The following is a 24,340-nucleotide window of genomic DNA, read 5'->3' as shown; positions in this document are numbered from 1 at the left end:
GGCAAGCGGGCTCAGCTCAGCAGGCCGAGCATCGCGGCACGCACCACCGCGGAGGTCTTGTTGACCGTCTTGAGCTTGGCAACGGCGTTTTTCACGTGGAAATTGACGGTATCGACCGAGATGCGCAGGATCGTCGAGATCTCGCCCGAGGTCTTGCCGTCGGCCGCCCACTTGAGCACTTCCACCTCGCGGTCGGTCAGGCCGCGCTCGGTATCGGGCATCAGCTTGGGCATCAGCACGCGTGTCATCGCCAGGTGCGTGGTGCTGACCAGCCAGCGCATCCGGAATTCGTTGCGCTCGAGCTCGGCCGGCGTGACCGGGCCCGTCGAACGCGCCAGCGTGAGCATGCCCGACACGCCGCAGCTGTCGAATGTCGACTGCGACCAGCCGTGGCGCAGGCCGTGTGCCTGCGCGTCGCGCCATAGCTCGGGCGTGCGGGAAAAGAACGCGTCGGTCCAGACCACCGGCGTCTGGAAGCGGCGCATGTGCTTCATGGTCGGATCGATGTCGATGTAGCCCGCTTCCATGTAGCGCTGCTTCCAGGCCTCCGGGTAATTGCTGAGCAAGTAGATTTTCGGCCGCGATACCGGCCACGGAATCCGCAAGCCGTATCCGCAGAATTCGTAACCGAGGTGATTCGCCGCGCCCTCGATCAATATCGAAATCTCTCGTTCCGAACTCGCACCCTCGAGTCCGGACAAGAGTTCCCCAGCCCAATCGTACATTTCGCCTCCTCGTGGAATTTCCGTGCCGGCTGCCGCACACCGCGGCCAATGCCCGATGTGCCGGTCAACAAGAATCGGTGATTCCGCGTGCCGCCTCAGTCCGGCTATTTTGATACGGAAGAGTGCGCCGCCGACCGATGCCGATCCTCGGCGCGCAAGCGCAATTGCGTGATATTGACGACGCCCTCTCTCATGAGCGTCATGACGACTCCTGCCCTCTTCGAATATCGGAAGGTATATTGTGGGTTGTACAGCGGAGGAATTTCCAAGCGATTGAATTACTGATTTATCGGAACCCGCATCGGCGACGTCATATTGAACGCGAGCGCACTGCCTGCTTCAAATTACTTTTTCGCAGCGTTCACATGAATGACCGGCATACAGGTATTTCGCAGTCTGCATATAACATTTCCCAAAAATAATCTCGCAATTTTCCTCAGTATTTTCCCGCCCTTTTTCGGCGCCCCGCCGCGCACCGCCGGCCCGCCCGCGAGCGCGTGCCGCGGCACCGGCCCGACAAGGCGGACCGCCATCAGCGAGCTCGACGGCGGCCCCGCAATTGAACGGCCGCTCATCGATGCAGAAACTTCCACACATCGATTTCAGGGTAAATACTCATATATTTGCGTGATCGACAATGTCACGCAAACCAACCTGCGACAAACGGCAAAACCTGTGCCGCACCCCGGTTCTGCCGAGACCGGTAGCGAATGACGGATATTTTGTGTCATTTCCGGATCAGCCCGGCCGCGCGGCTGTTCAATTGGCAGCCCGGGCCGGCTCCGGTAACGACAGGGCACTCATGTCGTTTGCCCGAGTGATTATATGGCGAGCACTCCCACGCCATACCTACCATAAATGGCGGGTTCCAAATTTCCAGGCAGATCGTACAGTGTCGCATTCATCCGGGTCAATAACCGGAAATGTGATATTCGCCATACGGGCGCGGCGCCGGGCCGGCATTCCACATAATGAAGAAAATATCGGATACGCTGGCGCGGCGTTCATCGGGCGCGCAACCAACGATGCCGAATCCCGTTACATTACGCACCCGTTCAATCCCAAATAATATCCAATCCATTTTCTCTTATATGCAATGATTTTATTTATCGGTTGACGGGTGTCGCGTCGCCGCGGCCCCGGCCGGGCAGCGTCCGGCGGCCCGCGAAGGCGCGCTGGCCCGGCTCGTTGGTTGCGGGACGGGCAACTCGCCGCCGCTGCCCGCTGCCGCCGGCACCGGCATCCGGTTAGTCACGGCGGCACGGAGCACCGAGTCACGCGGCTGCCTGACTCGCCTCGCCGCCGCGCGGCTGATGCGGTGATGGCGGCCGCTGCGCTGCGGGCCGACGGCGATCGCGCCGCGCCGGGACGGACGAAATCCGCGCACAATGGCGGGAGCGCCGGCGCCGGGCGAGTCGGCCGAGGAACCGCGCTTGGCTCCTTTTCGATGCGCCCGCCTCATTTCGATTTCCCGATGACACGCTCCGAACGATTCGTCTTTGCCGCCGCTGCCTGTCTGCTGGCGACCTCGCTGGCGCTGCCCGGCGCCGCCCTCGCTCGAGACGCGGCCGCCGCCGCGCCGGCAGGCCCGGCCTACGGTCCCGAGCTGCAAGGCTTCGACTATCCGTGGCCGGTGTCGCGCTTCAGGTTCCGCTCGCAGCGGCAGGCGCTGCAGATGGCCTATCTCGACATCGCCCCGGACCCGGCCACGGCCAACGGCAAGACGGCGGTACTGCTGCACGGCAAGAACTATTGCTCGGCCACCTGGGCACCCACCGCGCGCGTGCTGTCGAAGGCCGGCTACCGCGTGATCGCGATCGACCAGATCGGCTTTTGCAAATCGAGCAAGCCCGAGCGTTACCAGTTCACGTTCCAGCAGCTCGCGCGCAACACCAATGACTTGCTGCATTCGCTCGGCATCGAGCATGCCACCCTCATCGGCCACTCCACGGGCGGCATGCTCGGCATCCGCTATGCCCTGCAATATCCTCGCGAGACCGACCGGCTGGTGCTGGTCGATCCGATCGGCCTGGAGGACTGGCGTGCCAAGGGCGTGCCGCCGGTGTCGGTGGACCAGTGGTACGAGCGTGAACTGGGCACCAGCGCCGAGCGAATCCGCAACTACGAGCGCAACACCTATTTCGCGGGCCAGTGGCGCGCCGACTACGAGCCGGCCGTGCAGATGCTGGCCGGCATGTATCGCGGCCCGGGCCGCGAGCAGGTGGCGTGGGATTCCGCGCTCGTCTACGACATGATCCTGACGCAGCCGGTGGTCTACGAGCTGCCGCAACTGCAGGTGCCGACGCTGCTGATGATCGGCGACAAGGACAGCACCGCGATCGGCAAGGAATACGCGCCCGCCGCGATCCGCCCGACGCTCGGCAACTACCGGCAGCTCGCGCGCGCCGCGGCCGCCGCGATTCCGGACCTGACGCTCGTCGAGTTCCCGGACGCCGGCCACGCCCCGCAGTTGCAGGACCCGCAGCGCTTCCACGCGGCGCTGCTGCAAGGGCTCGACGCGAAGCGCGACACGCCGTGAGCGCGACGCCCGGGGCGGCCCCGGGGCGCACCCGGGTCGAACCCGCCGGGCCGAGACAGCCGGCGCGCCCGCACTCGCCTCGCTATGGTTCCCGCTGAAGCGCCGGACCTCCACCTGCTCGCCGCGCGGCACCGCGTCGGCGGCTTGGCCGCCCCCGCCCGGGCGGCTCGTGCCGATCCACGAGCGCGCGGCCAATACGCAGGCGCCGGCGGGCACGAAGCGCCGCGATGCCGGGCCGGACCGCGATCGCACGCCCGATGTCCCCTGCCTCGCCGTACCGTCCATCTAACTTTTTTATATTTACATTAAAAAAGTTTGACACGCGGCCTACGCCAAGATAATTTTGCGCAAGCCAGAAGAAAGACGACGATGCAACGAGGGAACGCCACACACGAAACGGTGACGGCGCGCATCTCATTTCATCAGCAATACTGACTATTGTTCCGCTGCCGTATCGCTTTCCCGTTACGGCGCCGGAGCCCGGACCAACGAATCCGGGCGTATTCCATCGGCGTCATGCCTCACGCATGCAGCCGGCTTCACGACGCGCATTCGCGCGCCGGCATCACCGCCCTCCGGCAAAGCAGCAACGCAGTCCAGCAGCGGCCTGATTCCCACCACGCATTCCATTCGATCCTATCTGGAGATATGCATGAAAAAATCTGTTCGCACTACTTCGCATCTGAAGCTGGCTTCCTTCCTACTGGCCGCCTGCGCGTCGTTCGCGCAGGCGCAAACTCCGTCGCCCTCGACGCCTGCCACCGGCGCCGCGTCCGAGAACATCAATCAATTGATCGTCAAGCTGAAACCGGCGGCGGCCGCGGCGCGCGGCAGCACGTCGATCACGACGGCGGCAGCCGACATTCACGGCGTGATCGACCGCGTGCTTGCCGCGCGCCGCGCCCGTGCGACGACGCGCGCGTTCGGCGCCGCAGCGGCGTCGGCGCCGGGCAACGCGGGCGACCCCGCCGCCAACATCAGCGTAAAGCGCGAGATGGCGGACGGCGCGACCGTGCTGCGGCTGCAGCGCAGCCTGCCGGCCGCCGATGCCGCCGCGCTGGCGAATGACTTCGCGGCCGACGCCGCGGTCGAATATGCCGAGCCCGACGCACACATGCATGCGCTGCTGGTGCCGAACGACACGCGTTACGGTGAGCAATGGGGCTACGCGAGCGGTATCGGCGGCGCCAACCTGCCGAAGGCATGGGATATCACGACCGGCTCCGCGAACGTGGTGGTGGCGGTGGTCGACACCGGCTACCGCCCCCACTCCGACCTCGCGGCGAATGTGCTGCCGGGCTACGACTTCATCTCGGACCCGAACAGCGCGAACGACGGCAACGGCCGCGACAGCGACGCGACGGACCCGGGCGACTGGGTCTCGCAGAGCGAGGTCGACGATCCGGACGGTCCGTTCTACCGCTGCCAGGTCGACCAGTACGGCCGCACCTTCGCGAGCGACAGCTCATGGCACGGCACTCACGTGGCCGGCACGATCGGCGCGGTCTCGAACAACGGACGCGGCGTGGCCGGCATCTCGTGGAAGGGGAAAATCCTGCCCGTGCGCGTGCTCGGCAAGTGCGGCGGCGCGCTCAGCGACATCGCGGACGGCATGCGCTGGGCGGCTGGCCTGAGCGTGCCGGGCGTGCCCGCCAACCGCACGCCGGCGCGCGTGCTGAACTTCAGCCTCGGCGGCGGCGGCAGCTGCAGCCGCACGTACCAGAGCGCGATCAATGCGGTGGTGGCTGCCGGCGCGACGGTGGTGGTCGCGGCCGGCAACGAAGCCGCGCAGGTCTCCACCTCGCAGCCGGCCAACTGTCAGAACGTGATCGCCGTGGCCGCCACCGACGTGAACGGACGTCGCGCGAGCTTCAGCAACTACGGATCGGCGGTGAAGATCGCCGCACCGGGCGTCAACATCCTCTCGACGCTCAACAGCGGCAAGACCTCGCCGGCCGCCGACAGTTACGCGTCCTACAACGGTACCAGCATGGCCACGCCCCATGTGGCCGGCACCGTCGCGCTGATGCTGGCGGCGAACGGCTCGCTCACGCCCGCGCAGGTGTTGCAGAAACTGCAGGCATCGGCGCGGCCGTTCCCGAGCGGCTCGGGCTGCTCCACCAGCACCTGCGGCGCGGGCCTGCTCGACGCGGGCGCGGCAGTCAGCGCGGCGCGCCAGTAACGGGCGGTACGCGCGGTCGAGCCCGGCCGCCGGGCGTCATCGCCGGCGCGGACCATTCGGTGCGCCGCCGGTCGAGCGGTCGGGAGCGTTGGCGAAAGACCGTGCGGCCGCCCCTTAACGGCCGGGCACTTGCCCGGCTCAGGCGCTGCTGCGCACCTCGGCCGGCACGCGGGCGCGCCGCGTCGCCACCGCGTTCACGCGCGGTGCGGCTCGCTCGATCGCGGCCGGTTCGAGCTGCGCGGCCGGCGCCTGGATGGCGGCGGCGCGCGGCGCCGGCAGGCCGGCCAACTCGCAATAGAGCGCGAGGTAGCGTGCGGCCGGGCCTTCCCAGCTCGAATCGCGATTCATCGCGTTGCGCTGCAGCGTGCGCCACGATTTCGGCTGTGCGAACAGCTCGAACGCACGGCCCAGCGCCTGCACCACGTCCCCCACCCGCTCACCGTCGAACAGGAAGCCGGTCGCCTCGCCGACCGGCGCCGCCTCGGCGTCCTGCGCGGCTGGCGCGCAGTCGACGATCGTATCGGCCAGGCCACCCACTCGCGAGGCCACCGGCACGGTGCCGTAGCGCATCGCATAGAGTTGCGTCAGCCCGCACGGCTCGAAGCGGCTCGCATGCAGCAGGATGTCGGCGCCCGCGTGCAGCCGGTGCGCGCGCGTCTCGTCGTAGCCGATATGGACGCCCAGCCGCCCCGGCCACTGCGCGGCCAGCCGGCGCAGTTCGGCCTCGATCGCCGCGTCGCCCTGCCCCAGCACCGCGAACTGCGCACGCGGCCAGCGCGCGAGCGCGGCCGGAATCGCCTCGCACACCACGTCGGCCAGCTTCTGCCCGGTGAGCCGGCTGCCGATCGCCACCAGCGGCGCGAACGGGTCGACCTGCAGCCCGTAGCTCTGCTGCAGTTCGCGCTTGCAGGCGTGCTTGCCGACCAGATCGTCCACGCCATAGCCCTGCGCGAGCGCGGCGTCGTCGCGCGGATTCCAGAGCGCGTCGTCGATGCCGTTGACGATGCCCGACAGCTTGCCGGCGTGCGCGGCCAGCACGCCCTCCATGCGGTTGCCGAAGCGCGGCGTGAGGATCTCCTGCGCATAGCGCTCGCTCACCGCGGTGAGGCGGTCCGCGTAGACGATCGCCGCCTTCATGCAGCTCAGCGCGCCATAGAATTCGATGCTGTGCGGCTCGTGCGGGGCCGGCGCCAGCAGCTCGGACGGAATGCCGGCATAGGGCGCGAGCCCCGTCGGATAGTTGCCCTGGAACGCGAGATTGTGGATCGTGAAGATGCTGCGCGCAGGCGAGCCGGCCAGCTTCATCAGGAGCGGCGTGAGGCCGGTATGCCAGTCGTGCGCATGGACGATGCGCGGGCGCTTGACGCCGCGCACGCCCGAGGCGATCCGCGCGGCGGCGGCCGACAGCGAGGCGAAGCGCACGAAGTTGTCGACGTAGTCGCGCCCGCATTCGTCCTGATAGAGGCCGCTGCCGCGCCGCCCGTACAGATGCTTCATTTCGAGCAGCAGGACCGGCACGTCGGAGTCAGGCATCGCGGCGCGCCACAACCGCGCGTCGCCGCCGGGCAGGTCGCGGATGGTGCCCAGCGGCGTCGGCGCGACCGCGTGATCGAAGGCGGATTCGTAACCGGGCAGCAGGATCGACGCGTCGACGCCGCGTTGCCGCAGCGCGCTCGCCGAAGCGCTGACCATGTCGCCGAGGCCACCACTCTTGGCAAGTGGCGCGGCTTCGGCGGCGACCATCAGGACGTTAAGCGACAAGGTAACTCCCACTGAGTTCGGTTGATCGAGTGCAGCGTGCGCGGCCGGCACACGCCGGCGGCACGCGGTCCGGGCAACCATCGCGCGGCATGGCGGCTCCCGGACAGGGCACAGGGTATTTAGCAAGCTCCAAGCCAGCTTTGCGGAACGATCACGAAAAATCTGCTGCGCGGCACCAGAGGCCCTTCCGGCGAGGCGCCCACATGCCAGTGGCGGCGCGCTGCCCGGCCCGGCCGCCGCACCGCAACATCGGCGTGCATGTAGTTTTGACATCGGACCGACAGAGGCTTGTAGTTTTCGCCGGAGCACGCGCGGACGATTCGTTTCAGCCGTGGCTGGCAGCGTCGGCGCGCGTTGCGGGTGGGGGCCGGCAGGGCCGGCCTGGCCGCGCGACGGCAAAGCGCGGCGCGCGAAAAAAACGCGGCGGGGACCGATCGCGCTTGCGGCCCGGCCGCCGATGCCGCCCATGCTACCCATGCCACCCATGCCGCCGCTGCCGCGGATCGGCGCCGATCCCGCCGGCAGCCTCGAGGCCGCGGCACGATGTCGATTCACATTCATGGAACGCGCGTAACGGGCGGCGGGCCAGCCCGCCGGCGATGCGCCCCTGCCGTCGCCCTCGGGTGCCGCAAACGCCGGCGGCGGCAGTCGCCGAGCCTGGATGCGCAGCCGGTTCGCGCCACACGCTCGCGAGCCCCTCGCCGGGCAAGCCCATCATCGTCAGTGAACACGCGTCGCCTCCGCAGCGGCGCGGCGATCGTCGCCACGAATGCGCGCCGCCCCCCGTGTAACGGCATTCCCGTAACGGCATGTGACGTAACGGCATGCGGTGCCCCGCCGGCCATCGCGGCCCCGGTCCGCGGCCGGCCGCCGACGGCGAGCCCGGCCATGGCGGGGCGCCCCGGCCCCGAGACGCCGCCGCCCGCCCGCTCTCGTGCCGTTCGTGACGCCGCCTCGAACCCGTCATCGGCATGGCACGCCCATTGCTGCCCGCAGTGGGCAGCCAGGCAAGGCGATGCCGATGCCCGCCGTCGATCGCCTTCCGCGCGCGCAGCGCGACCATGCCGGCTGCGCCGCCCGCCCCCCGTTCGCCAACCCGGAGACCGCCGATGTCCGAACCGCTCCTTCCCGCCGCCGATCCCGATCTGCCGGCCACGCTCGACGCGTGCCGCCGCTGCGAGCTGTGGGCGTCCGCCAGCCGGCCGGTGGCAGGCGCCGGCCCGCGTCGCGCCGCGATCATGCTGGTGGGCGAGCAGCCGGACGCGCAGGACGATCGCAGCGGCCAGCCGTTTTCCGGCACCGCCGGGCGGCTGCTCGACCGCGCGCTGACGGAAGCATCGCTGGCGCGCAGCGAGACCTATGCCACCTACGCACTCAAGCATCTCAGGCGCGACGCGGCCGGCCGGCCGCGCGCCGACGAAGCGCCGGCGGGGCACGAACTCGATGCCTGCCGCTACTGGCTCGAGCGCGAGATCCGCAGCGTCGCGCCGCGCGTGATCGTGGCGTTCGGCACTGCGGCGCTGCGCGCCGTGCTCGACGATCCGCAGGCCGCCGTTCACCGCATGCCGCTGCCGTACCGGCTGCCCGGCGGCGAACGCGTGATCGCGACGCTGGCGCCGGCCCAGGTGCTGCGCACGCGCGGCGCCGATTCGCGCGAACGCGCCTGGCAGCAGATCGTCAAGGCGCTGCGCGCGGCGCGCCGGATCGCGCAGGCGGCCGACGAAACGGCCGAGCCGGCCACCAGCGCGAGCAGCCCCGCCGTGTAGAACAGGCCGGGCTCGACGCCAGGCGGCCCGAACCGCGGCACGCCATGCGTCGCGTAGCCGTGGGCGGGCTGGCGATCGCCGCCGATCCGGCCCGGCGCCAGGTATCCCGGCCGTGGCGCGCGGCGACGCGGTGCGAGGCAGCCGCCGTGCCGGTTCGGCGGCCCGGCCGGCGGTGGCGCGCGGTGCCGCTACAATTGGCGTTTGCCGGCCGTCGCGCCGGCGGGCGAGGCGCGACGCCGCGAGCACCGCGCGGCACGCACGCGTCCGATCCGAACCGCCGTTTCCAGAACCGATGAGCGCAAATCACGATTCCCTGCCCGAGCCGGGCGCGCCGATCCGCATGGCCGACGTCGCGCGGCTCGCCGGCGTCTCGAAGATGTCGGTGTCGCGCGTGCTGACCGGCCAGCACGTCAGCGACGCCACGCGCGAGCGCGTGATGGACGCGGTGCGCAGGACGGGCTACGTGGCCGACGCGGTGGCGGGCGCGCTCTCGTCGGGCCGCAACAACGTGATCGCGGTCCTGGTGCCCTCGCTGTCGAGTTCGAACTTCGCCGACACGGTGCGCGGCATCGACAACGTGGTCGAGACGCGCAACCTGCGCCTGCTGCTCGCCAACACCGACTACCTCGCCGAACGCGAGGAAGCGCTGATCCGCTCGCTGCTGAGCCACCAGCCGCGCGGCATCGTGGTGACGGGCGGCCACCACACGCCGCGCGCGCGCACCCTGCTCGAACAGGCCGGCATTCCGGTGATCGAAACCTGGGAGCTGCCGGAGCAGCCGATCGACCGCGTGGTCGGCTTCTCGAACCGGGACGCCGCGCAGGCCATGACACGCTATCTGTACCAACGCGGCTATCGCCGGATCGGCTTCATCGGCAGCAGCTCGCTGCTGGACCTGCGCGGCATCGCGCGGCGCAACGGCTATCTGGCGGCGGTCGAGGAAGCCGGCCGGCACGCGCCGCGCGACGTGGTGCGGCCGATGCCCGCCAGCGACATGGCGCACGGCGCCGCGATGGGCCACAGCAGAGCCGCGCTGGGCCAGCTGCTGGCGCAATGGCCCGACACCGACGCGGTGATGTGCACCAGCGACATCCACGCGTTCGGCGCGATCATGGCCTGCCACCGGCTCGGGCTCACCGTGCCGGGCGACCTGGCCGTGGCCGGCTTCGGCGACTTCGAGGTGGCGCGCCACTGCTATCCGAGCATCACCACGGTCTCGGTCGATGCCTACGGGATCGGCCATGCGGCGGGCCGGTCGCTGCTGGCCGCGATCGACGGCTCGGAACGGCCCAGCGCCTCGCGCCGCGAGATCGCCTCGCAGCGCGCGCAGCGCCAGCAGCACGACGCGCCGCCGCTGATCCGGATTCCCTACGCGGTGGTCGCGCGCGAGAGCGCATAGGCCCGGCGGCGGCCATGCCGATGCGCCCCGCCCGCCGGTCGCCTTGCCCGGCCGCGCCCTGGCCGCGCGGTCCGGCGTGCCGCCCGCACCGCTCGCACCGCTCGCGAAACCCGGCACCAGCTGTGCGATGATCGCCATGCCGGCCGGCCTGCTCGCCACGGCGCCGTGCGGCGCGCAGCCGGACCGCATTGGCCCCCGCATGGCCCGCCGCCGCGGCGCCGGCTCACGCGGCCGCGGTGCGGTCGCGGTGCGGAGCGGCCCAGGCGCGCCGGTGCGAGCGGGGCGGCCGGATGCGGCGGCCGCGCGATCGGCGCGACGCGCTGAACCAACCGGCCCGGCCGCGCGGCATCGGCTCGCGAGGCGAGCCCGCGCCGGTGCGAGCGGGCGCTCAATCAGGGAGAAACAGATGAACGACAAGGTTGCCCTCGTCACCGGGGCGAGTTCGGGGATCGGCCGCAGCGTCGCGCTGGGCCTGCTGCAGGCCGGCTACCACGTGGTGCTGGCGGCGCGCAAGGTCGAGGCGCTGCGGCAGGCGGCCGAGGAATCGGGCGCACCCGAGCGCGCGCTGGCCGTGGGCTGCGACGTCGGCGACCCCGCCGCCGTGCAGGACCTGTTCGAGCGCATCGACGCGCACTGGGGCCGCCTGGACCTGCTGTTCAACAACGCAGGCGTGTTCACGCCGCAGTGCTCGCTGGAGGAGATGCCCGTCGAGCACTGGAAGCAGGCGGTGGACGTCAACCTCACGGGGGCGTTCCTCTGCACGCAGGGCGCGTTCCGCCTGATGAAGAAACAGCAGCCGGGCGGCGGGCGGATCATCAACAACGGCTCGATCTCGGCGCACGCGCCGCGCCCGCAGGCAGCCGCGTACACGGCCACCAAGCACGCCATCACCGGGCTCACCAAGGCGGCCTCGCTCGACGGACGCCGGTACAACATCGCCTGCGGGCAGATCGACATCGGCAACGTGGTCAGCGACATGAGCAGCCAGATGGCGCACGGCACGCTGCAGGCGGACGGCTCGCTGAAGGTCGAGCCGCGCATGAGCATGGACAACGTGGTGCGCGCGGTGCTCTACATGGACAGCCTGCCGCTCGACGCGAACGTGCTGTTCATGACGGTGATGGCGAGCCACATGCCGTTCGTGGGGCGCGGCTGATCGCGCCGGGCGCCAGCCGGGCCGGATGACGGGGCGGTGGTGCCGGCGCGCGGCCGGCCTCGCCCGCATGGGCGGCCCGGCCCGCGATGCCGCCGGGGCGGCAAGCGGCGGCATGAGGCGCTACGAGGCGGCATGAAGTGGCCTGAAGCGGCGCGAAACGGTTGCGCTGCGCGCGCGGCGTCGCTATCGTGACAGGCTTTCGCCGTCCCGCGCCCCGCGCGCGCCTCTCCCCGTGAACCACGCCTCGCCCTCCCTGACCTTTCGCGACGCGCTGCTCGCGATGCTCGGCATCGGCCTCGTCAACATGCTGGTCGCGCTCGACCAGACCGTGGTCAGCACGGCGCTGCCGTCGATCGTCGCCGACCTGCACGGCTTCGAGTACTACGCCTGGATCGCCAGTGCCTACCTGCTCGCCTCGGTCGTGACGGTGCCGGTCTTCGGCCGGCTCGGCGACTACTTCGGGCGCAAGCGCTTCGTGGTGGCGGCGGTGATCGTGTTCACGCTCGCCTCGGTGCTGTGCGCGCTCGCCACCGACATGCGCATGCTGGCCGTGGCGCGCGCGCTGCAGGGGGTGGGCGGCGGAATGATGGTGGGCACCGCGTTCGCGTCGATCCCCGATCTGTTTCCCGATCCGCGCGAGCGTGTCCGCTGGCAGGTGGTGATGGCCGCCACCTACGGGATCGGCACGGCGGCCGGGCCGTCGCTGGGCGGCTGGCTGAGCCAGCATTTCGGCTGGCGCTCGACGTTCCTGATCAACGTGCCGGTGGGCGCGCTGGCGCTCTACTTCATCTGGCGGCACCTGCCGCATTTCGCGCGCCCGCGCGAAGGCGAGGTCCGCATCGACTACGCCGGCGCGGTGCTGGTGGCGATCACGCTCGGCTGCCTGCAGTTCCTGATCGAGGCGTTGCCGGCACGCGGCTTCGGTGCCGGCACCGTGGCGCTGGCCGCGGTGGTGGCGCTCTCGTTCGGCGCGTTCCTCGCCTGCGAGCGCCGCGCCACGCACCCGATCGTGCCGCTCGACCTGTTCCGCGATGCGCAGCTCGTCACGCTGTTTACGCTCTCGACGCTGGCCGGCTTCGTGATGTTCTCGCTGATCTTTTTCGCGCCGCTGCTGCTGCAGGGCGGCTTCGGCCTCGACCCCGAGACGGCCGGCCTGCTCGCCACGCCGATCGCCGCCTGCATCGCCCTCGGCAGCCTGATCAACATCCGCATCGTCACGCATCTGAAGCGCCCCACGCTGATCCTCTCGGTCGGCTTCGGCCTGCTCGCGGCCGCCTCCGCCACGCTGGCCCTGACCGGGCCGCTCACGCCGCATCTGGTGCTGGAGGTGGCGATGGCCGCGGTGGGCATCGGCCTGGGCTTCATCCTCAACAACCTGAACGTGTTCGCCCAGGAGATCGCCGGGCGCGAACGCTTCGGCATCGCCACGGCGCTGCTGCAATCGACGCGGATGGTGGGCGGCATGCTCGGCACCAGCATGCTCGCGACGATCGTCCACCATCACTACGCGACGGGCGTGAGCGAGGCGGTGAGCGTGCTCGGCAGCGGCGCGGCCGCGCAGTGGGTGCCGCATCTGGCCGAGCCGCGCGTGCTGGTCGATCCCGTGCTGGGCGGGACGCTGCTCGGCCAATTGCGGGCCGCCGGCCTGGACGGCCCCGCGTTGCTGGAGGCCGCACGCCGCGTGATGGTGCAGTCGATCCACATCGGCATCGCGCTGGCCGGCTGCGTGGCGGTGGCCGCCGCGTGGCAGGTACGACGGATCGCGCATATCCGGCTGCACCGCGCGCCCAAGGTCGGCGACGCCGGCCCGCAGTGAGCGGCGTGTCCGCCTGGCGTGACGCGGGCTGCCCGAGCCAGGGCGGCATGATCCCGGTGCGGCGGCGGCCGGCCGCCGGCCGGAAACACGCCGCGCGGCAGCCTCCCCGGGGTCGGACACGGGGCGAATCCTCGGCGCTCGAGGCGCAGCGCTCAGTGGGTCCGCAGTTCGAACGGAAACGCCACGCGGCCCGTCTCGACGCCCTTCGTGTTGCGCATCGGCGGCCGATGAAACGCGGCCAGCGCGCCGCGCTGCGCCTCGCTGCCGATCCGCAGCCGCGCCAGCACCTCGCTCATCAGCATGTAGAGCACGGCGACGTTGCCGTCCTCGATCTTGGCCGCGATGCCGAGCGCGCCCTCGGCGCCGAGCCGCCGCGTGTCGTCCGAGGCCCGCACGCCGATCCCGTAGCAGCCGTCGGCGCCGAGCTTGCCTACCAGCGCGCCGTCGAACGCCCGCATCAGCTGGGTGCAGAAGCGCCCCTCGCCGGCCACCATCTCCGGATGGCGCGTCATGGCGCGATGGATGCGCGCGAGCGCCGTCGGGCGCGGCGCGTCGGCGCCGCCGTCGACGGCGTCGGCCGCCTGCGCGAGCCGGGCATAGACGAGCGCGAGGCGATCGAGCGGGAACGCCGGCGTGGGCAGGTTGCAGCCGTCGATGCTCCAGGCCACGCCGTCCTCGGGCAGGTCGCACAGCTCGGCCACGGTGCGCCTCACGCGCCGCTGCATCGGATGCTCGGGCAGATGATAGCCGTCGAGCGCCGCGCCGAGCGCGCGCGCACCGGCCAGCATCCCCGCGTGCTTGCCCGAACAGTTGCTGCACACGGCGCTCGGCTCGATGCCGCGCCGGATCCAATCGCGCGCGACGGCCTCCGAGATCGGCGGGTGCGGGCCGCAGCGCAGGTCGGGCTCGGCGGCGCCGAGCCGGGCCAGCATCGCGCGGGCGCGCTCGACATGGCGCGGCTCGCTGCTGTGCGAGGCGCTCATCAGCGCAAGGTCCGCCTCGTCGAAGCCGAAACGCTCGAGCGCGCCCGTTTCCACCACCGCGAGCGCCTGCGCCGGCTTGGCGGCCGAGCGCGCCAGCGTGACCCGGAACGGGTCGCCGAAACCGGCCAGCAGCCGGCCGGCCGCATCCACCACCGCGATCTGCGCGCGATGCGCGTTCTCCAGCGCGTCGCCGCGCCAGGTCGTCACCGCGACCGCGTCCGCCCCGCTCGCCTGGATGCCGTCCATGTCTTGCTCCTCCTGTCGATGCGCCGCGCGGCCTGGGCCGCTCGCGATTCCGGCGGCCGCGCGGGCCGCTTCGCCGGCGAAGTGTAGCGGAGCCCGACGGGCTTGGCGATGCGGGCCTTCAGCGGCGGCACGCTCGCCCGGTCGCTCGCAACTGAAATACAATCGTAAGCCACCACCTGCCCCGAGGGCCCTCCCGATGTCCACCCCAGCCGCACTGCCATGCGCGTCCGCCGAGCCGGCCCCCGACCACGACGCGCCGTTCGTGTTCGTCGTCAATGCCGGCTCGGGCCGGCGGCGCGAACTCGACACGCTGGTGGCCCAGCTCGACGCCGCGTTCGGCCGCAGCGGCCGCCGCTACGAACTCGTGAGCGTGGCCGATCCGTCGCAGCTGGAAGCGAGCGCCGCGCGCGCGGCCGGCCTCGCGCGCGGCGGCGTGCTGGTGGGCGTGGGCGGCGACGGCACGCTGCGCACGGTGGCGCGCGCCGCGCTCGACGCGGGCTGCGTGTTCGGCGTGCTGCCGCGCGGCACCTTCAATTACTTCAGCCGCGACCACGGCATTCCCGCCGATCCGGAACAGGCCATCGCGCTGCTGCTCAGCGCGCGCGTGCATCCGGTGCAGGTGGGCTTCGTCAACGATGCGCTGTTCCTCGTCAACGCGAGCCTCGGGCTCTATCCGAAGCTGCTCGAACAGCGCGAGGCCTACAAGCGCCAGTTCGGCCGCAGCCGGCTGGTGGCGCTAGGCTCGGCGATCGCCACGCTGCTGCGCCCGCACCGGCTGCTGCGGCTGCATGTCGATCACGAGGGCACCGCGCGCGAGTTGCGCACCACCACGCTGTTCGTCGCCAACAACCGGCTCCAGCTCGAACAAGTGGGCGCGGCCGAGGCGCCGCTGCTCGCGCAGGGCATGCTGGTGGCGCTGGCGCCGCTCGCGCATGGGCGGCTCGCGCAGATCCTGCTGTCGCTGCGCGGCGCGTTCAGCCGGGTCCGCGACGCGGGCGACGTGGTCGGCTTCGGCTTCACGCGCTTCACCGTCACGCGCGCCTCGCGGCGGCGCCGCCGCATCAAGGTCGCCACCGACGGCGAGATCGCCTGGCTCGACCTGCCGCTCGAGTTTCGCCTGGCCGACCGGCCGCTGCGCCTGCTCAAGCCCGAGCCCGACGTCGCCGAGCGCAACCGCGCATGAGCACGCTGCTGCAGGTTTCCGATCCGCATTTCGGCGCCGAATGGCCGGCCGCCGTCGATGCGCTGGTGGCGCTCGTGACCACGCTGCGCCCGGACCTCGTGGTGCTGTCGGGCGACCTGACGCAGCGCGCGCGCCGCCGCCAGTTCGACGCGGCGCGCGCGTTCGTCGACCGGCTCGGCCCGCAGGCGCTGCTGGCCATTCCCGGCAATCACGACATACCGCTCTTCGACCCGTTCGCGCGGCTGTGGCGCCCCTACGCGCGCTACCGGCACGCGTTCGGCGCGGACCTGGAGCCGGTGTTCGACGCGCCGACGCTGCTGGTCCAAGGCGTGAACACGACGCGGCCCGCGCGCCACACGGCGGGCGAAATCTCGGCCGCGCAGATCGAGCGCGTCGCGCGGCGCTTCGAACTGGCCCGGCCGGCACAGCTGCGCGTGGCGGTCGTGCATCAGCCGATCGCCACCGCCGGGCCGAGCAAGCGCCACGACCGCCTGCACGGCGCCGAAGCCGCGTTGCGCCGCTGGGCCGATGCCGGCGTCGACCTGGTCCTCGGCGGCCATACGCATCGGCCGGAAATCAACGCGGTGGCGGTGGCGGGCTCGACGCGCAAGGTCTACGCGATCCAGGGCGGCACCGCCGTGTCGTGGCGCGTGCGCGACGGGCAGCCGAACTCGGTCAACCTGATCGCCTATGACCACGCCGGCGAAGGCGCGCGCCGGGCGCGTGTCACGCGTTACGAACACGACGCGGCCGGCGGCCGGTTCGTCGCGGGCGAGCCGCGCGTGCTCGATCTCACGCCGGCCCATGCCGCGGCGCCCGCGCCGCGCTGAGGACACGACCGTCCCGCCCGTGTCCGCGCGTTATTCCCGCCGCGAGCGAAGGCGTGGCGGCGGGCGGCGCCGGCTGTGCGCCCGCCCCTTCGTTGAATTTCATAGACGGTCGGTCTAAAATCGGCCGCATGCCCGTGCCATCCGACAAGCCGCGCCGCGGCCGCCCCCCGAAGCACCCGCAGGCCCATGCCGACACGCGCGCCGTGCTGCTGCGCGCCGGCATGGAGCTGCTGACCGAGCAGGGTTTCACGGCCACCGGGCTCGACACCGTGCTCAAGCGCGTCAACATCCCGAAGGGCTCGTTCTATCACTACTTCGCGAGCAAGGACGCGTTCGGCCGCGAGCTGATGGAGGCCTATGACGCGTATTTCGCCGCGAAGCTCGACCACTGGCTGCTCGACGGCAGCCGCCCGGCGCTCGCGCGGCTCGCCGCGTTCGTCGCCGACGCCAAGGCCGGCATGGCGCGCCACGATTTCACGCGCGGCTGCCTGATCGGCAATCTGGGGCTCGAGCTGGGCGCGCTGCCGGACGATTTTCGCGACGCGCTCGAACGGATCGTCGCGGGCTGGCAGGCCCGCGTCGCGCGCTGCCTGAGCGACGCGCAGCGCGAGCGCACGCTCGCGGCCGACGCCGATCTCGACGCGCTCGCCGCGTTCTTCTGGATCGGCTGGGAAGGCGCGGTACTGCGCGCGCGGCTGGTGCGCAGCGCCACGCCGCTCGACACGTTCTTCAACGGGTTCCTCGCCGGCCTGCCGCGCGCGCGGCCGGCCCGGGCTCCCGCCCGTCCGCCAGCGGACTGATTCGCCACCGAGAGACGCACCATGTTCCACTGTCTTCTGATCGACCAGGACGCCGACGGCGCGAGCCGCACGCGCGTCGAGACGCTCGACGACACCCGCCTGCCCGACGGCGACGTGCTGGTCGAGGTCGCCTACAGCACGCTCAACTACAAGGACGGGCTCGCCATCACCGGCAAGAGCCCGGTGGTGCGGCGCTTCCCGATGGTGCCCGGCATCGACCTCGCCGGCCGCGTGGCCGACAGCACGCATCCGGCCTACCGGCGCGGCGACGCGGTGGTGCTGAACGGCTGGGGGGTGGGCGAGCAGCACTGGGGCGGGCTCTCGCAGAAGGCGCGCGTGAACGGCGACTGGCTGATTCCGCTGCCGGCCGGGCTCACCGCGCGACAGGCGATGGCGGCCGGCACGGCGGGCTACACGGCGATGCTTTGCGTGCTAGCGCTGGAGCGCCACGGCATCGGCCCCGCGCACGGCGACGTGCTCGTGACGGGGGCGAGCGGCGGCGTGGGCAGCTTCGCCATCGCCCTGCTGGCGCGGCGCGGCTACCGCGTGGTGGCGTCCACCGGCAGGACCCACGAGGCCGACTACCTGCACGCGCTCGGCGCCGCCGAGGTGATCGACCGCGCCACGCTGGCCGAACCCGGCAAGCCGCTGCAAAGGGAACGCTGGGCCGCGGCGATCGATTCCGTGGGCGGCACGACGCTCGCCAACGTCTGCGCGGCGACGCGTGCGGACGGCGCGGTGGCTGCCTGCGGGCTGGCGCAGGACATGGCCTTCCCGGCCACGGTCGCGCCGTTCATCCTGCGCGGCGTGAGCCTGCTCGGCATCAACAGCGTCACGCGCCCCTATGCCGAACGCGAGGCGGCCTGGCGTGCGCTCACCGACACGCTCGATCTCGCGCAGCTCGACACCATCACGCGCGAGATCGCGCTGGCCGATGCGATTCCGGCCGCGGCGCAATTGCTGGCCGGGCAGGTGCGCGGACGGCTCGTGGTGGACGTGAACCGCTGAGCCATGCGGGCGGCGCGTGGTCGTCAGCTACGAGACGGCCAGGGGCGCCGCCCTCGCGAAGCCGGGCGGCCGCGCCGCCCGTCCCGCCCCGCGCTCAGTGCTGCGCCGCGTTGCGGCGCAGCGCGTCGAGAATGCGCCGCTCGAGCGCGATGTAGTCGCCGCCGAAATGGTGATCGCCGCCCGTCTTGATCACCTCGGCACCGGTCTTGGCCAGCGCCGGGCACAGCGTGTCCTCCTCGGTGGCGCCGTAGAAGCACTGCACCCGCGCGAGCGGCAGCTTGTCGAACTCGGGCCGCACCTGCAGCGCCTTGTCGCTTGCCGGCATGCCGAGCCAGCCCGTCACGCGGATCTGGAAATCGGCGGCCGGCGCGAAGCCGAGCAGCGAGATCACGGCGACCTTGTCCTTCAGCGACGGCGGCAGCCGGTTGTAGGCGAACGGCATCACGTCGGCGCCGAACGAGTAGCCGATCAGCGCGACGTGCGAGGCGTGCCAGCGCGCCATGTAGGTCTGCATCACGCGCGCCAGATCGTGGCTGGTCTGCGCCGGCGTCTTCTCGCTCCAGAAGTAGCGCAGGCTGTCCCAGCCGATCACCGCCACGCCGTCCTTCTGCAGCGCTTCGGCGATGGTCTTGTCGAGATCGCGCCAGCCGCCGTCGCCGGAGATCACGATCGCGAGCAGCCCGCTGCCGGCGGCCGCGCCGCCCGGCGCGGCCGGCAGCTCGACGAGCGGCAGGTCCGACACGTCGAGTTGGTCGGCGCTGCCGTCGTGCAGGTGCGGCGCGAGCAGCGTGACGAGCCGCTCCACGTCGCCGCTGGCGGCCGTGTCGACGAAGCCGGGAATCTTGCGGCGGCTCACGGTCGGGTCCGGCGGGCACATCTTGAAGCGCGGATCGAGCCTGGCGGCCGGCGCCACCGCCACCGCGCCCGAAATCGTGTTTTCGGGCGCCTGCGCGAGCACCTGGCGCGCGAGCGTGCCGCCCTGCCCGATGCCGGCCACGATCGGCGCGAAATAGCGCGGGGTCTTCAGCTGCCGTTCGAGCTGATGGCTGACCGCCTCGGCGTCGCCCACCAGCTCGTGGCAGCTTTCCTTGGTCTTCGCGAGGTTCGCGGCGTAGCGCGCCGTATCGACGCCCACCGTCAGCGCGCCCGCCTTCGCGAGCGCCTCGGCGGTCGCCTGATCGGCCGCGCTCCAGCCGCCCGCGGCCGAATACAGCACCACGAAGCCGCGCACCTCGCCGTCCGGCCGCACCACGGTCACGTCCCCGTAGCGCCCGCCCGGCAGCCGGCCCGAACTGCGGCCGGCGAGCGTCGCGCCCGAGGCGGGACTCGCCGCCTCGGCATGCGCGGCCGCGCTGGCCGCCCTGTCCGTCTTCGCCTGCGCGCCGGGCGCCTGCACCAATGCGAGTGCCGCCGCGGCCACCGCCGCGTGCCGCTTCCAACCCTGAATCATCATGAACGCCGACCTCCCGCCAGCAAGGAAAGATCCGCGAGTGTAACGAAAACGCCGACCGATCCGGACGCCGCGAGATAGCGCGGCTCCCATTGCGGCTCGAACTTGCTCTTGAACGCGCGCAAGCCGCGGAAATTGTAGAACCGCCCGCCGAAGCGCCAGACCACGCGGCCGAGCCGGTGCCAGACCGACGACATCGGCGCCGTGCCCATCCCCGAAAACGGCGCCATGCCGAGGCTCAGGCGCCGGAAGCCGGCCTCCTTCAGGTACAGCGCGAGCTGCGTGAACAGGTATTCCATCGCATAGGGCGAGGCCTCGGGCACGTGCCGCATCACGCCCACCGTCGCGTCGGTGTTCAGGTCGGTGGTCATGAACGTGACGAACGCCACCGGCACGTCGTTCTGGCGCACCAGCATCACCGACTGGGTGGCGAGATAGCCGTCGTGGAACGCGGCGATCGAGAAGCTCTTCTCGCGCGCGTCGCGGCTGTCGAGCCAGTCGTCGGAGATCTCGCGCAGCACCGGCAGCATGTCGGGCACGCCGTGCGGCGGAATCACCTCCACCGACATCGCATCGCGGTCGCCGCGCCGCAGCGCGTAGCGCAGATGCGAGCGGTTCGCCCCCTTCAGGTCGAAGCGCTCGAGCGCGATGTGGGCCTCCTCGCCGAGCTTGACGAGCGTGAGGCCGGCGTCGAGATAGAGCGGCAGCGCCTCGGCCCGCACCTGGTAGAACGCGGCGCGCCCGCCGTGCGAGTGGGCGCGCGCGATGAACTGGTTGACGAGCCCGGCCCACTCGTGGCGCGGGCCGACCGGATCGTAGAGCGCGGCCCAGGTGCGGCCGTGCTTGGCGTACATCAGGAACGCCTCGCGCGACTCGGAAAACAGGAAGCTCTTGTCGCCCATCAGCGCGAGGCCCACGTCGCTGCGCTCCTGCGCGCGAATGATGCGCGCCGCGTCGGCCAGATCCTGCGGCTCGGGCACCACGAAGCGGCCGGCCGCCGGGCGCAGCAGCTGCCAGAGCGAGACCATCGCCGCGAACACCCCGGCCGCGAGCGTGGCGCGCAGCGCGCGCGAGGCGCGCTCGTCGAACGAGAATTGCGACCAGATTCCATGCGTGTAGGGAATGTCGCGGAACGCGAACAGCAGCACCCAGACCGCCAGCATCAGCACCAGCGCCACCGAGACGAACCAGCCGACCGTAAACGGCTCGGCGAACAGCGAGGAATGCCGGTTGAAGCGGCGCCGCGACACCAGCAGCAGCAGCAACAGCACCACCAGCACGCCGGCCTCGACGAACGCCAGCCCCTTGGCGAACGACAGCGCGAGGCTGGCGAGCGTGAGCGCGAGCGCCATCCACCAGGCGGCGTCGAGCCGGCGCAGCAGCCCGCGCGCGACGAACAGCAGCGACACGCCGAGCACGCTGCAGAGCACCTGCGAGCCTTCGAGCACCCATAGCGGAATCACGTTGCGCAGCACGGCGATGCGCTGCCAGAACGCCGGCGTGGCGCCCGACACCACCAGCATGCTGCCCACCGCGAAGGTGACGAGGCTCAGGAACAGCGGTGCGAGCTGCGAGACCTGGGCGGCCTGCGACGAGACGAAACGCTGGCTGACCGCGCGCCCCTCGAACACGGCCAGCAGGCCGGCCGACAGCACCAGCGGCACGCCGAAATAGATCGCGCGATAGGCGATCAGCGCGGCCAGCATCGAGGTGGGCGGCACCGCGCCGCCGAGCGCGAACGTCATGGCCGCCTCGAACACGCCGATCCCGCCCGGCGTGTGGCCGATCATGCCGAGCAGCAGCGCGGCCGCGTAGACGGTGAGGAAGGTGACCAGGTCGACGTGGCCGTGCGGCAGCAGCGACCACAGCGCGAGACCGGCCGCGGCGACGTCGACCATCGCGAACACCAGCTGGCCGATCAGGTCGCGCCGCGACGGCACGTCGAACGACAGCCAGCGCCAGCGGAGCTGGCGCGGCACCGGCCCGCAGCAGGCGATCAGCCCGGCCAGCAGCACCAGCAGCACCACGCCGGTGGCACGCAGCCAGCCGCTCGCCACCGGCAGCATCGAGGCCAGCGGCCCGGAGCCGCCCACCATGCCGAACGCCGTCATGGCGACGATGCCGAGCACCAGCGTGCCGCCCATGAACACCGTCATGCGGCCGACCTGGGCCGCGCTCACGCCCGAGGCGCCGTACACGCGCACCCGCACCGCGCCGCCCGTCAGCGCGCCGAAGCCGGTGGCGTTGCCGAGCGCGGTGCCGGCGATGGTGCCGATCCACAGCGACACGCGCGGCACCTTCGCGCCCACGTAGCGCAGGCCGATCGCGTCGCGCGCCACCAAGCCGGCGTAGCTGAGCGCGGTGGCGCCGAGCGCGCCGGCCCATTCGCCGGGCGCCAGGTGGCGCAGGTTGCGGATCACCGACTTGTAGTCGACGGTCTCCGACAGGTGCTGGAACACGAACAGCAGCGCAATGCCGATGCCGAGCGCGAGCAGCGGCGAGACAAGCCGATCGAGCGGAATGGACTGGCGAACGCGCGCGATCTTGGCCGCCGCGCGCCGCGATAAATCACTGAAGGACATGAATCTGAAAAGTCAGGCTGGAACCTGTCGCGAGAATTGACGCCGCCGCCGTTGCCGCCGTCGTATGCGGCCGCGTCCCCGGACGCGGTCTTCGCAGGCATGACGCCCCGGCCCCTGCCGGCGTCAGGATGCGCGAGTCTAACGGAGCAACATTACAAATTGTTTTTCGCAAGCCGAGCCGGTTCCGACGAGCGGCCGACGATCCGCCCCCGGTGTGTCGAGCCTGCGCCGCGCTCCGCGCATGATACTGGAAAAGCGCGCCGACGACTCCGGCGGCGACTACGTAAAGGCAAGCCCCTAGCGGGTTTTCACTGCTAGGGGCTGGCGCTCCGGGATCGGGCCATGCACGCTTGGCGCCGGACACGACCGCCACACCGGCAGGATATCGAAACGTGGCCGTTTCCGACAGGAATATTACGAAAATCTTTCGATTTTTGACGATCGACGAGGCTGCGGCACGGGGAGCGGCCCGGGAGATCCCGGCGCGGCCGCGGTTCAACTGATGTAGACCACGCCGTCGCCCTGCTGCAGATGCGGCGAAACCGGGTCGTCGCGATGCACGGCGATCATGTTCAGCCCGGCCGGCACGCAGCGGTAGCCGAACTCGTCGAGGAAGCGCTCGACCAGCACCGGATCGGTCTTCAGCACCTCGATGGTCAGCATCGGCCGGCAGCGGCGCAGCGTGTCGCGCGCGCCCGTGAGCGCCTCCAGCTCCATGCCCTCGATGTCGAGCTTAATCAGGTCCACGCGCGCGAGGCCCAGCGAATCGATGCTGACCATCGGCACCGTGGTGCCGGCCGCCGTGTCATACGAAATCACCTGGCCGATGAATTCGTTGCCGTCACGGCGGCGCAGCTCCAGGCTGCCGAAGCTCGCCTGCGAGAGATAGTCGGGCTGCGGGATCACCAGCTCGCCGCAGCGCTCGCCGAGCGCGGCCAGCTTGGCGCGCGCGTTCAGGCAGTTGTTCAGCACGATGTTGCCGGCCAGCGCGTAGAACACGATCTCCTGGGCCTCGAAGCTCAGCACCCGGCCCCAGCCATGCATGTGCCGCGCCCATTCGATCGTATGCACGCCGATGTTGGCGCCGCCGTCGATCGCCACGATCCCGTCACCGTGCAGCTCGCGGCGGCGCGTGAGCATCGCCAGCACGAAGCCGATCTCGCTCGCGTCGAAGCAGCCGTTCTGCAGGATCTGGTGCCCGACGCCGTAGGTGTAGCCCTCCACGGCGGTATTGTGATCGTGGCGGTTCACGATCATGGTGCCGTGATTCGAGGCCGCCAGAACGAACGCGATCGGCCGGTTGGGAAATGCCATCTCGATGCCCTCCGCAAAGGTGGTCCATGCCGGCAATCGATGCGCCGCCGCGGCGGTGCCGCTTCAGTGCGGCAACTGCGGCGCGATGCGGCTCATCAGGTCGCGCGCGCCGTGCGGCGTCAGGCGCGAGCCGTCGAACGACAGGCCCTGCCGCGCCCGTCGCCCGCGCGCCTCAGGCAGCCGGCCTCGCTGCACATCGCATCATAGGCGCAGACTTGGGCGATGCCGAGCCGCCGTGCCGTGTCGGCGACGAGCCGGCCTTGGCGGCACGCCGCCGGATCGACGCCGGGTCGACGCCGAAATCCGCACGCGCGGGCAGCCCGGCATGCTGCGCGCAGCGGTAGACCCAATAAAGGGTCGGTAGCGAACTTTGCCACGCGCGACCTCCCCGGGCAATACGGTTCGCGAGACACCCGTTGCGCGGGCGGCGGCCGCGCTCGGGCCCGGCGCGGCCGGACGCGCGGCATCCCGGCTCGCTGGCCGGTGCCAGCGTATCCCGCCGGACCGCGCGCCGCCGCGACGGCGCCCGCGGGGCCGCGCTCGCAATGTAACGGGCGTAACCATCTGTGACGCGGCATGCGCGCCGCGCGAGGCGGCGCC

18 protein-coding genes are annotated in these 24,340 nt (G+C 71.2%); 11 read left to right on the top strand and 7 right to left on the bottom strand.

Annotated features, from left to right (window positions below; genetic code table 11):
* Positions 1-11: 11 nt before the first annotated feature.
* The gene (locus KS03_RS25160) at positions 12-725 is read right to left on the bottom strand and encodes an autoinducer binding domain-containing protein (protein ID WP_015875693.1); all 714 of its coding nucleotides are present in this window, start codon (positions 723-725) and stop codon (positions 12-14) included.
* A gap of 369 nt (positions 726-1,094) precedes the next feature.
* On the opposite strand from KS03_RS25160, the gene KS03_RS31725 reads away from it, so the two are divergent.
* Entirely contained in the window at positions 1,095-1,439 is a 345-nt protein-coding gene (locus tag KS03_RS31725; protein ID WP_127913953.1) for a hypothetical protein, read from the top strand.
* Positions 1,440-1,635: 196 nt separating this feature from the next.
* Here KS03_RS31725 and KS03_RS32100 read toward each other — a convergent pair whose 3' ends face one another.
* Positions 1,636-1,806, bottom strand: a complete 171-nt coding sequence (locus tag KS03_RS32100; protein ID WP_153477561.1) for a hypothetical protein — start codon at positions 1,804-1,806, stop codon at positions 1,636-1,638.
* A gap of 393 nt (positions 1,807-2,199) precedes the next feature.
* On the opposite strand from KS03_RS32100, the gene KS03_RS25155 reads away from it, so the two are divergent.
* A complete protein-coding gene (locus KS03_RS25155; RefSeq protein WP_015875692.1) occupies positions 2,200-3,264 on the top strand; it encodes an alpha/beta fold hydrolase in 1,065 nt (354 codons plus the stop codon).
* Between the two features lie 652 nt (positions 3,265-3,916).
* A complete protein-coding gene (locus KS03_RS25150) occupies positions 3,917-5,446 on the top strand; it encodes a S8 family peptidase (RefSeq protein ID WP_015875691.1) in 1,530 nt (509 codons plus the stop codon).
* Between the two features lie 138 nt (positions 5,447-5,584).
* On the opposite strand, the gene glgA is transcribed toward KS03_RS25150, so the two are convergent.
* The gene (glgA, locus tag KS03_RS25145) at positions 5,585-7,207 is read right to left on the bottom strand and encodes a glycogen synthase GlgA (protein WP_015875690.1); all 1,623 of its coding nucleotides are present in this window, start codon (positions 7,205-7,207) and stop codon (positions 5,585-5,587) included.
* A gap of 1,109 nt (positions 7,208-8,316) precedes the next feature.
* Between glgA and KS03_RS25140 the strand changes: the two genes are divergently transcribed.
* From KS03_RS25140 to KS03_RS25125, 4 genes are all read left to right on the top strand, one after another.
* Positions 8,317-8,973, top strand: a complete 657-nt coding sequence (locus KS03_RS25140) for a uracil-DNA glycosylase (protein ID WP_015875689.1) — start codon at positions 8,317-8,319, stop codon at positions 8,971-8,973.
* A gap of 340 nt (positions 8,974-9,313) precedes the next feature.
* Positions 9,314-10,372 carry a LacI family DNA-binding transcriptional regulator gene (locus KS03_RS25135; protein WP_015875688.1) on the top strand — a complete coding sequence of 353 codons (1,059 nt, stop codon included), beginning with the start codon at positions 9,314-9,316 and terminating at the stop codon, positions 10,370-10,372.
* A 406-nt stretch (positions 10,373-10,778) separates the two neighbouring features.
* The gene (locus KS03_RS25130) at positions 10,779-11,528 is read left to right on the top strand and encodes an SDR family oxidoreductase (RefSeq protein WP_015875687.1); all 750 of its coding nucleotides are present in this window, start codon (positions 10,779-10,781) and stop codon (positions 11,526-11,528) included.
* A 280-nt stretch (positions 11,529-11,808) separates the two neighbouring features.
* Positions 11,809-13,344: an MFS transporter gene (locus tag KS03_RS25125; protein ID WP_035979985.1), complete on the top strand. Its 1,536-nt coding sequence runs from the start codon at positions 11,809-11,811 to the stop codon at positions 13,342-13,344.
* A gap of 152 nt (positions 13,345-13,496) precedes the next feature.
* Here the strand turns inward: KS03_RS25125 and KS03_RS25120 are convergent, their stop codons facing one another.
* Positions 13,497-14,573, bottom strand: coding sequence for an asparaginase (locus KS03_RS25120; protein WP_015875685.1), 1,077 nt, complete (start codon positions 14,571-14,573; stop codon positions 13,497-13,499).
* 196 nt (positions 14,574-14,769) lie between these two features.
* Here KS03_RS25120 and KS03_RS25115 point away from each other — a divergent pair, with 196 nt between their 5' ends.
* The 4 genes from KS03_RS25115 (at position 14,770) to acuI (ending at position 18,394) form a co-directional block, all read left to right on the top strand.
* Entirely contained in the window at positions 14,770-15,756 is a 987-nt protein-coding gene (locus KS03_RS25115; protein WP_015875684.1) for a diacylglycerol/lipid kinase family protein, read from the top strand.
* A complete protein-coding gene (locus tag KS03_RS25110) occupies positions 15,753-16,586 on the top strand; it encodes a metallophosphoesterase family protein (RefSeq protein WP_015875683.1) in 834 nt (277 codons plus the stop codon). Before KS03_RS25115 ends, KS03_RS25110 begins: the two co-directional genes overlap by 4 nt.
* 128 nt (positions 16,587-16,714) lie before the next feature.
* Complete coding sequence (gene acuR, locus KS03_RS25105; RefSeq protein ID WP_015875682.1) at positions 16,715-17,386, top strand: acrylate utilization transcriptional regulator AcuR; 672 nt, start codon at positions 16,715-16,717, stop codon at positions 17,384-17,386.
* Between the two features lie 21 nt (positions 17,387-17,407).
* Positions 17,408-18,394 (top strand): acrylyl-CoA reductase (NADPH), encoded by a 987-nt coding sequence (acuI, locus tag KS03_RS25100; RefSeq protein WP_015875681.1) that lies wholly within the window; start codon positions 17,408-17,410, stop codon positions 18,392-18,394.
* A gap of 94 nt (positions 18,395-18,488) precedes the next feature.
* On the opposite strand, the gene KS03_RS25095 is transcribed toward acuI, so the two are convergent.
* The 3 genes from KS03_RS25095 to KS03_RS25085 all read right to left on the bottom strand — a co-directional run bounded on the left by KS03_RS25095 (position 18,489) and on the right by KS03_RS25085 (position 23,740).
* Positions 18,489-19,847 (bottom strand): AcvB/VirJ family lysyl-phosphatidylglycerol hydrolase, encoded by a 1,359-nt coding sequence (locus tag KS03_RS25095; protein WP_015875680.1) that lies wholly within the window; start codon positions 19,845-19,847, stop codon positions 18,489-18,491.
* Positions 19,844-22,426: a bifunctional lysylphosphatidylglycerol flippase/synthetase MprF gene (gene mprF, locus KS03_RS25090; protein ID WP_015875679.1), complete on the bottom strand. Its 2,583-nt coding sequence runs from the start codon at positions 22,424-22,426 to the stop codon at positions 19,844-19,846. Before mprF ends, KS03_RS25095 begins: the two co-directional genes overlap by 4 nt.
* Positions 22,427-22,921: 495 nt before the next feature.
* On the bottom strand, positions 22,922-23,740 hold the full coding sequence (locus KS03_RS25085) for an FkbM family methyltransferase (protein ID WP_015875678.1): 819 nt from the start codon (positions 23,738-23,740) through the stop codon (positions 22,922-22,924).
* Positions 23,741-24,340: the final 600 nt, after the last annotated feature.

Source organism: Burkholderia glumae LMG 2196 = ATCC 33617 (assembly GCF_000960995.1).
In the GTDB taxonomy this organism is placed as follows: domain Bacteria; phylum Pseudomonadota; class Gammaproteobacteria; order Burkholderiales; family Burkholderiaceae; genus Burkholderia; species Burkholderia glumae.
Note: the sequence above shows the minus strand (reverse complement) of the source record. Positions and strands in the feature narration are given on the sequence as shown.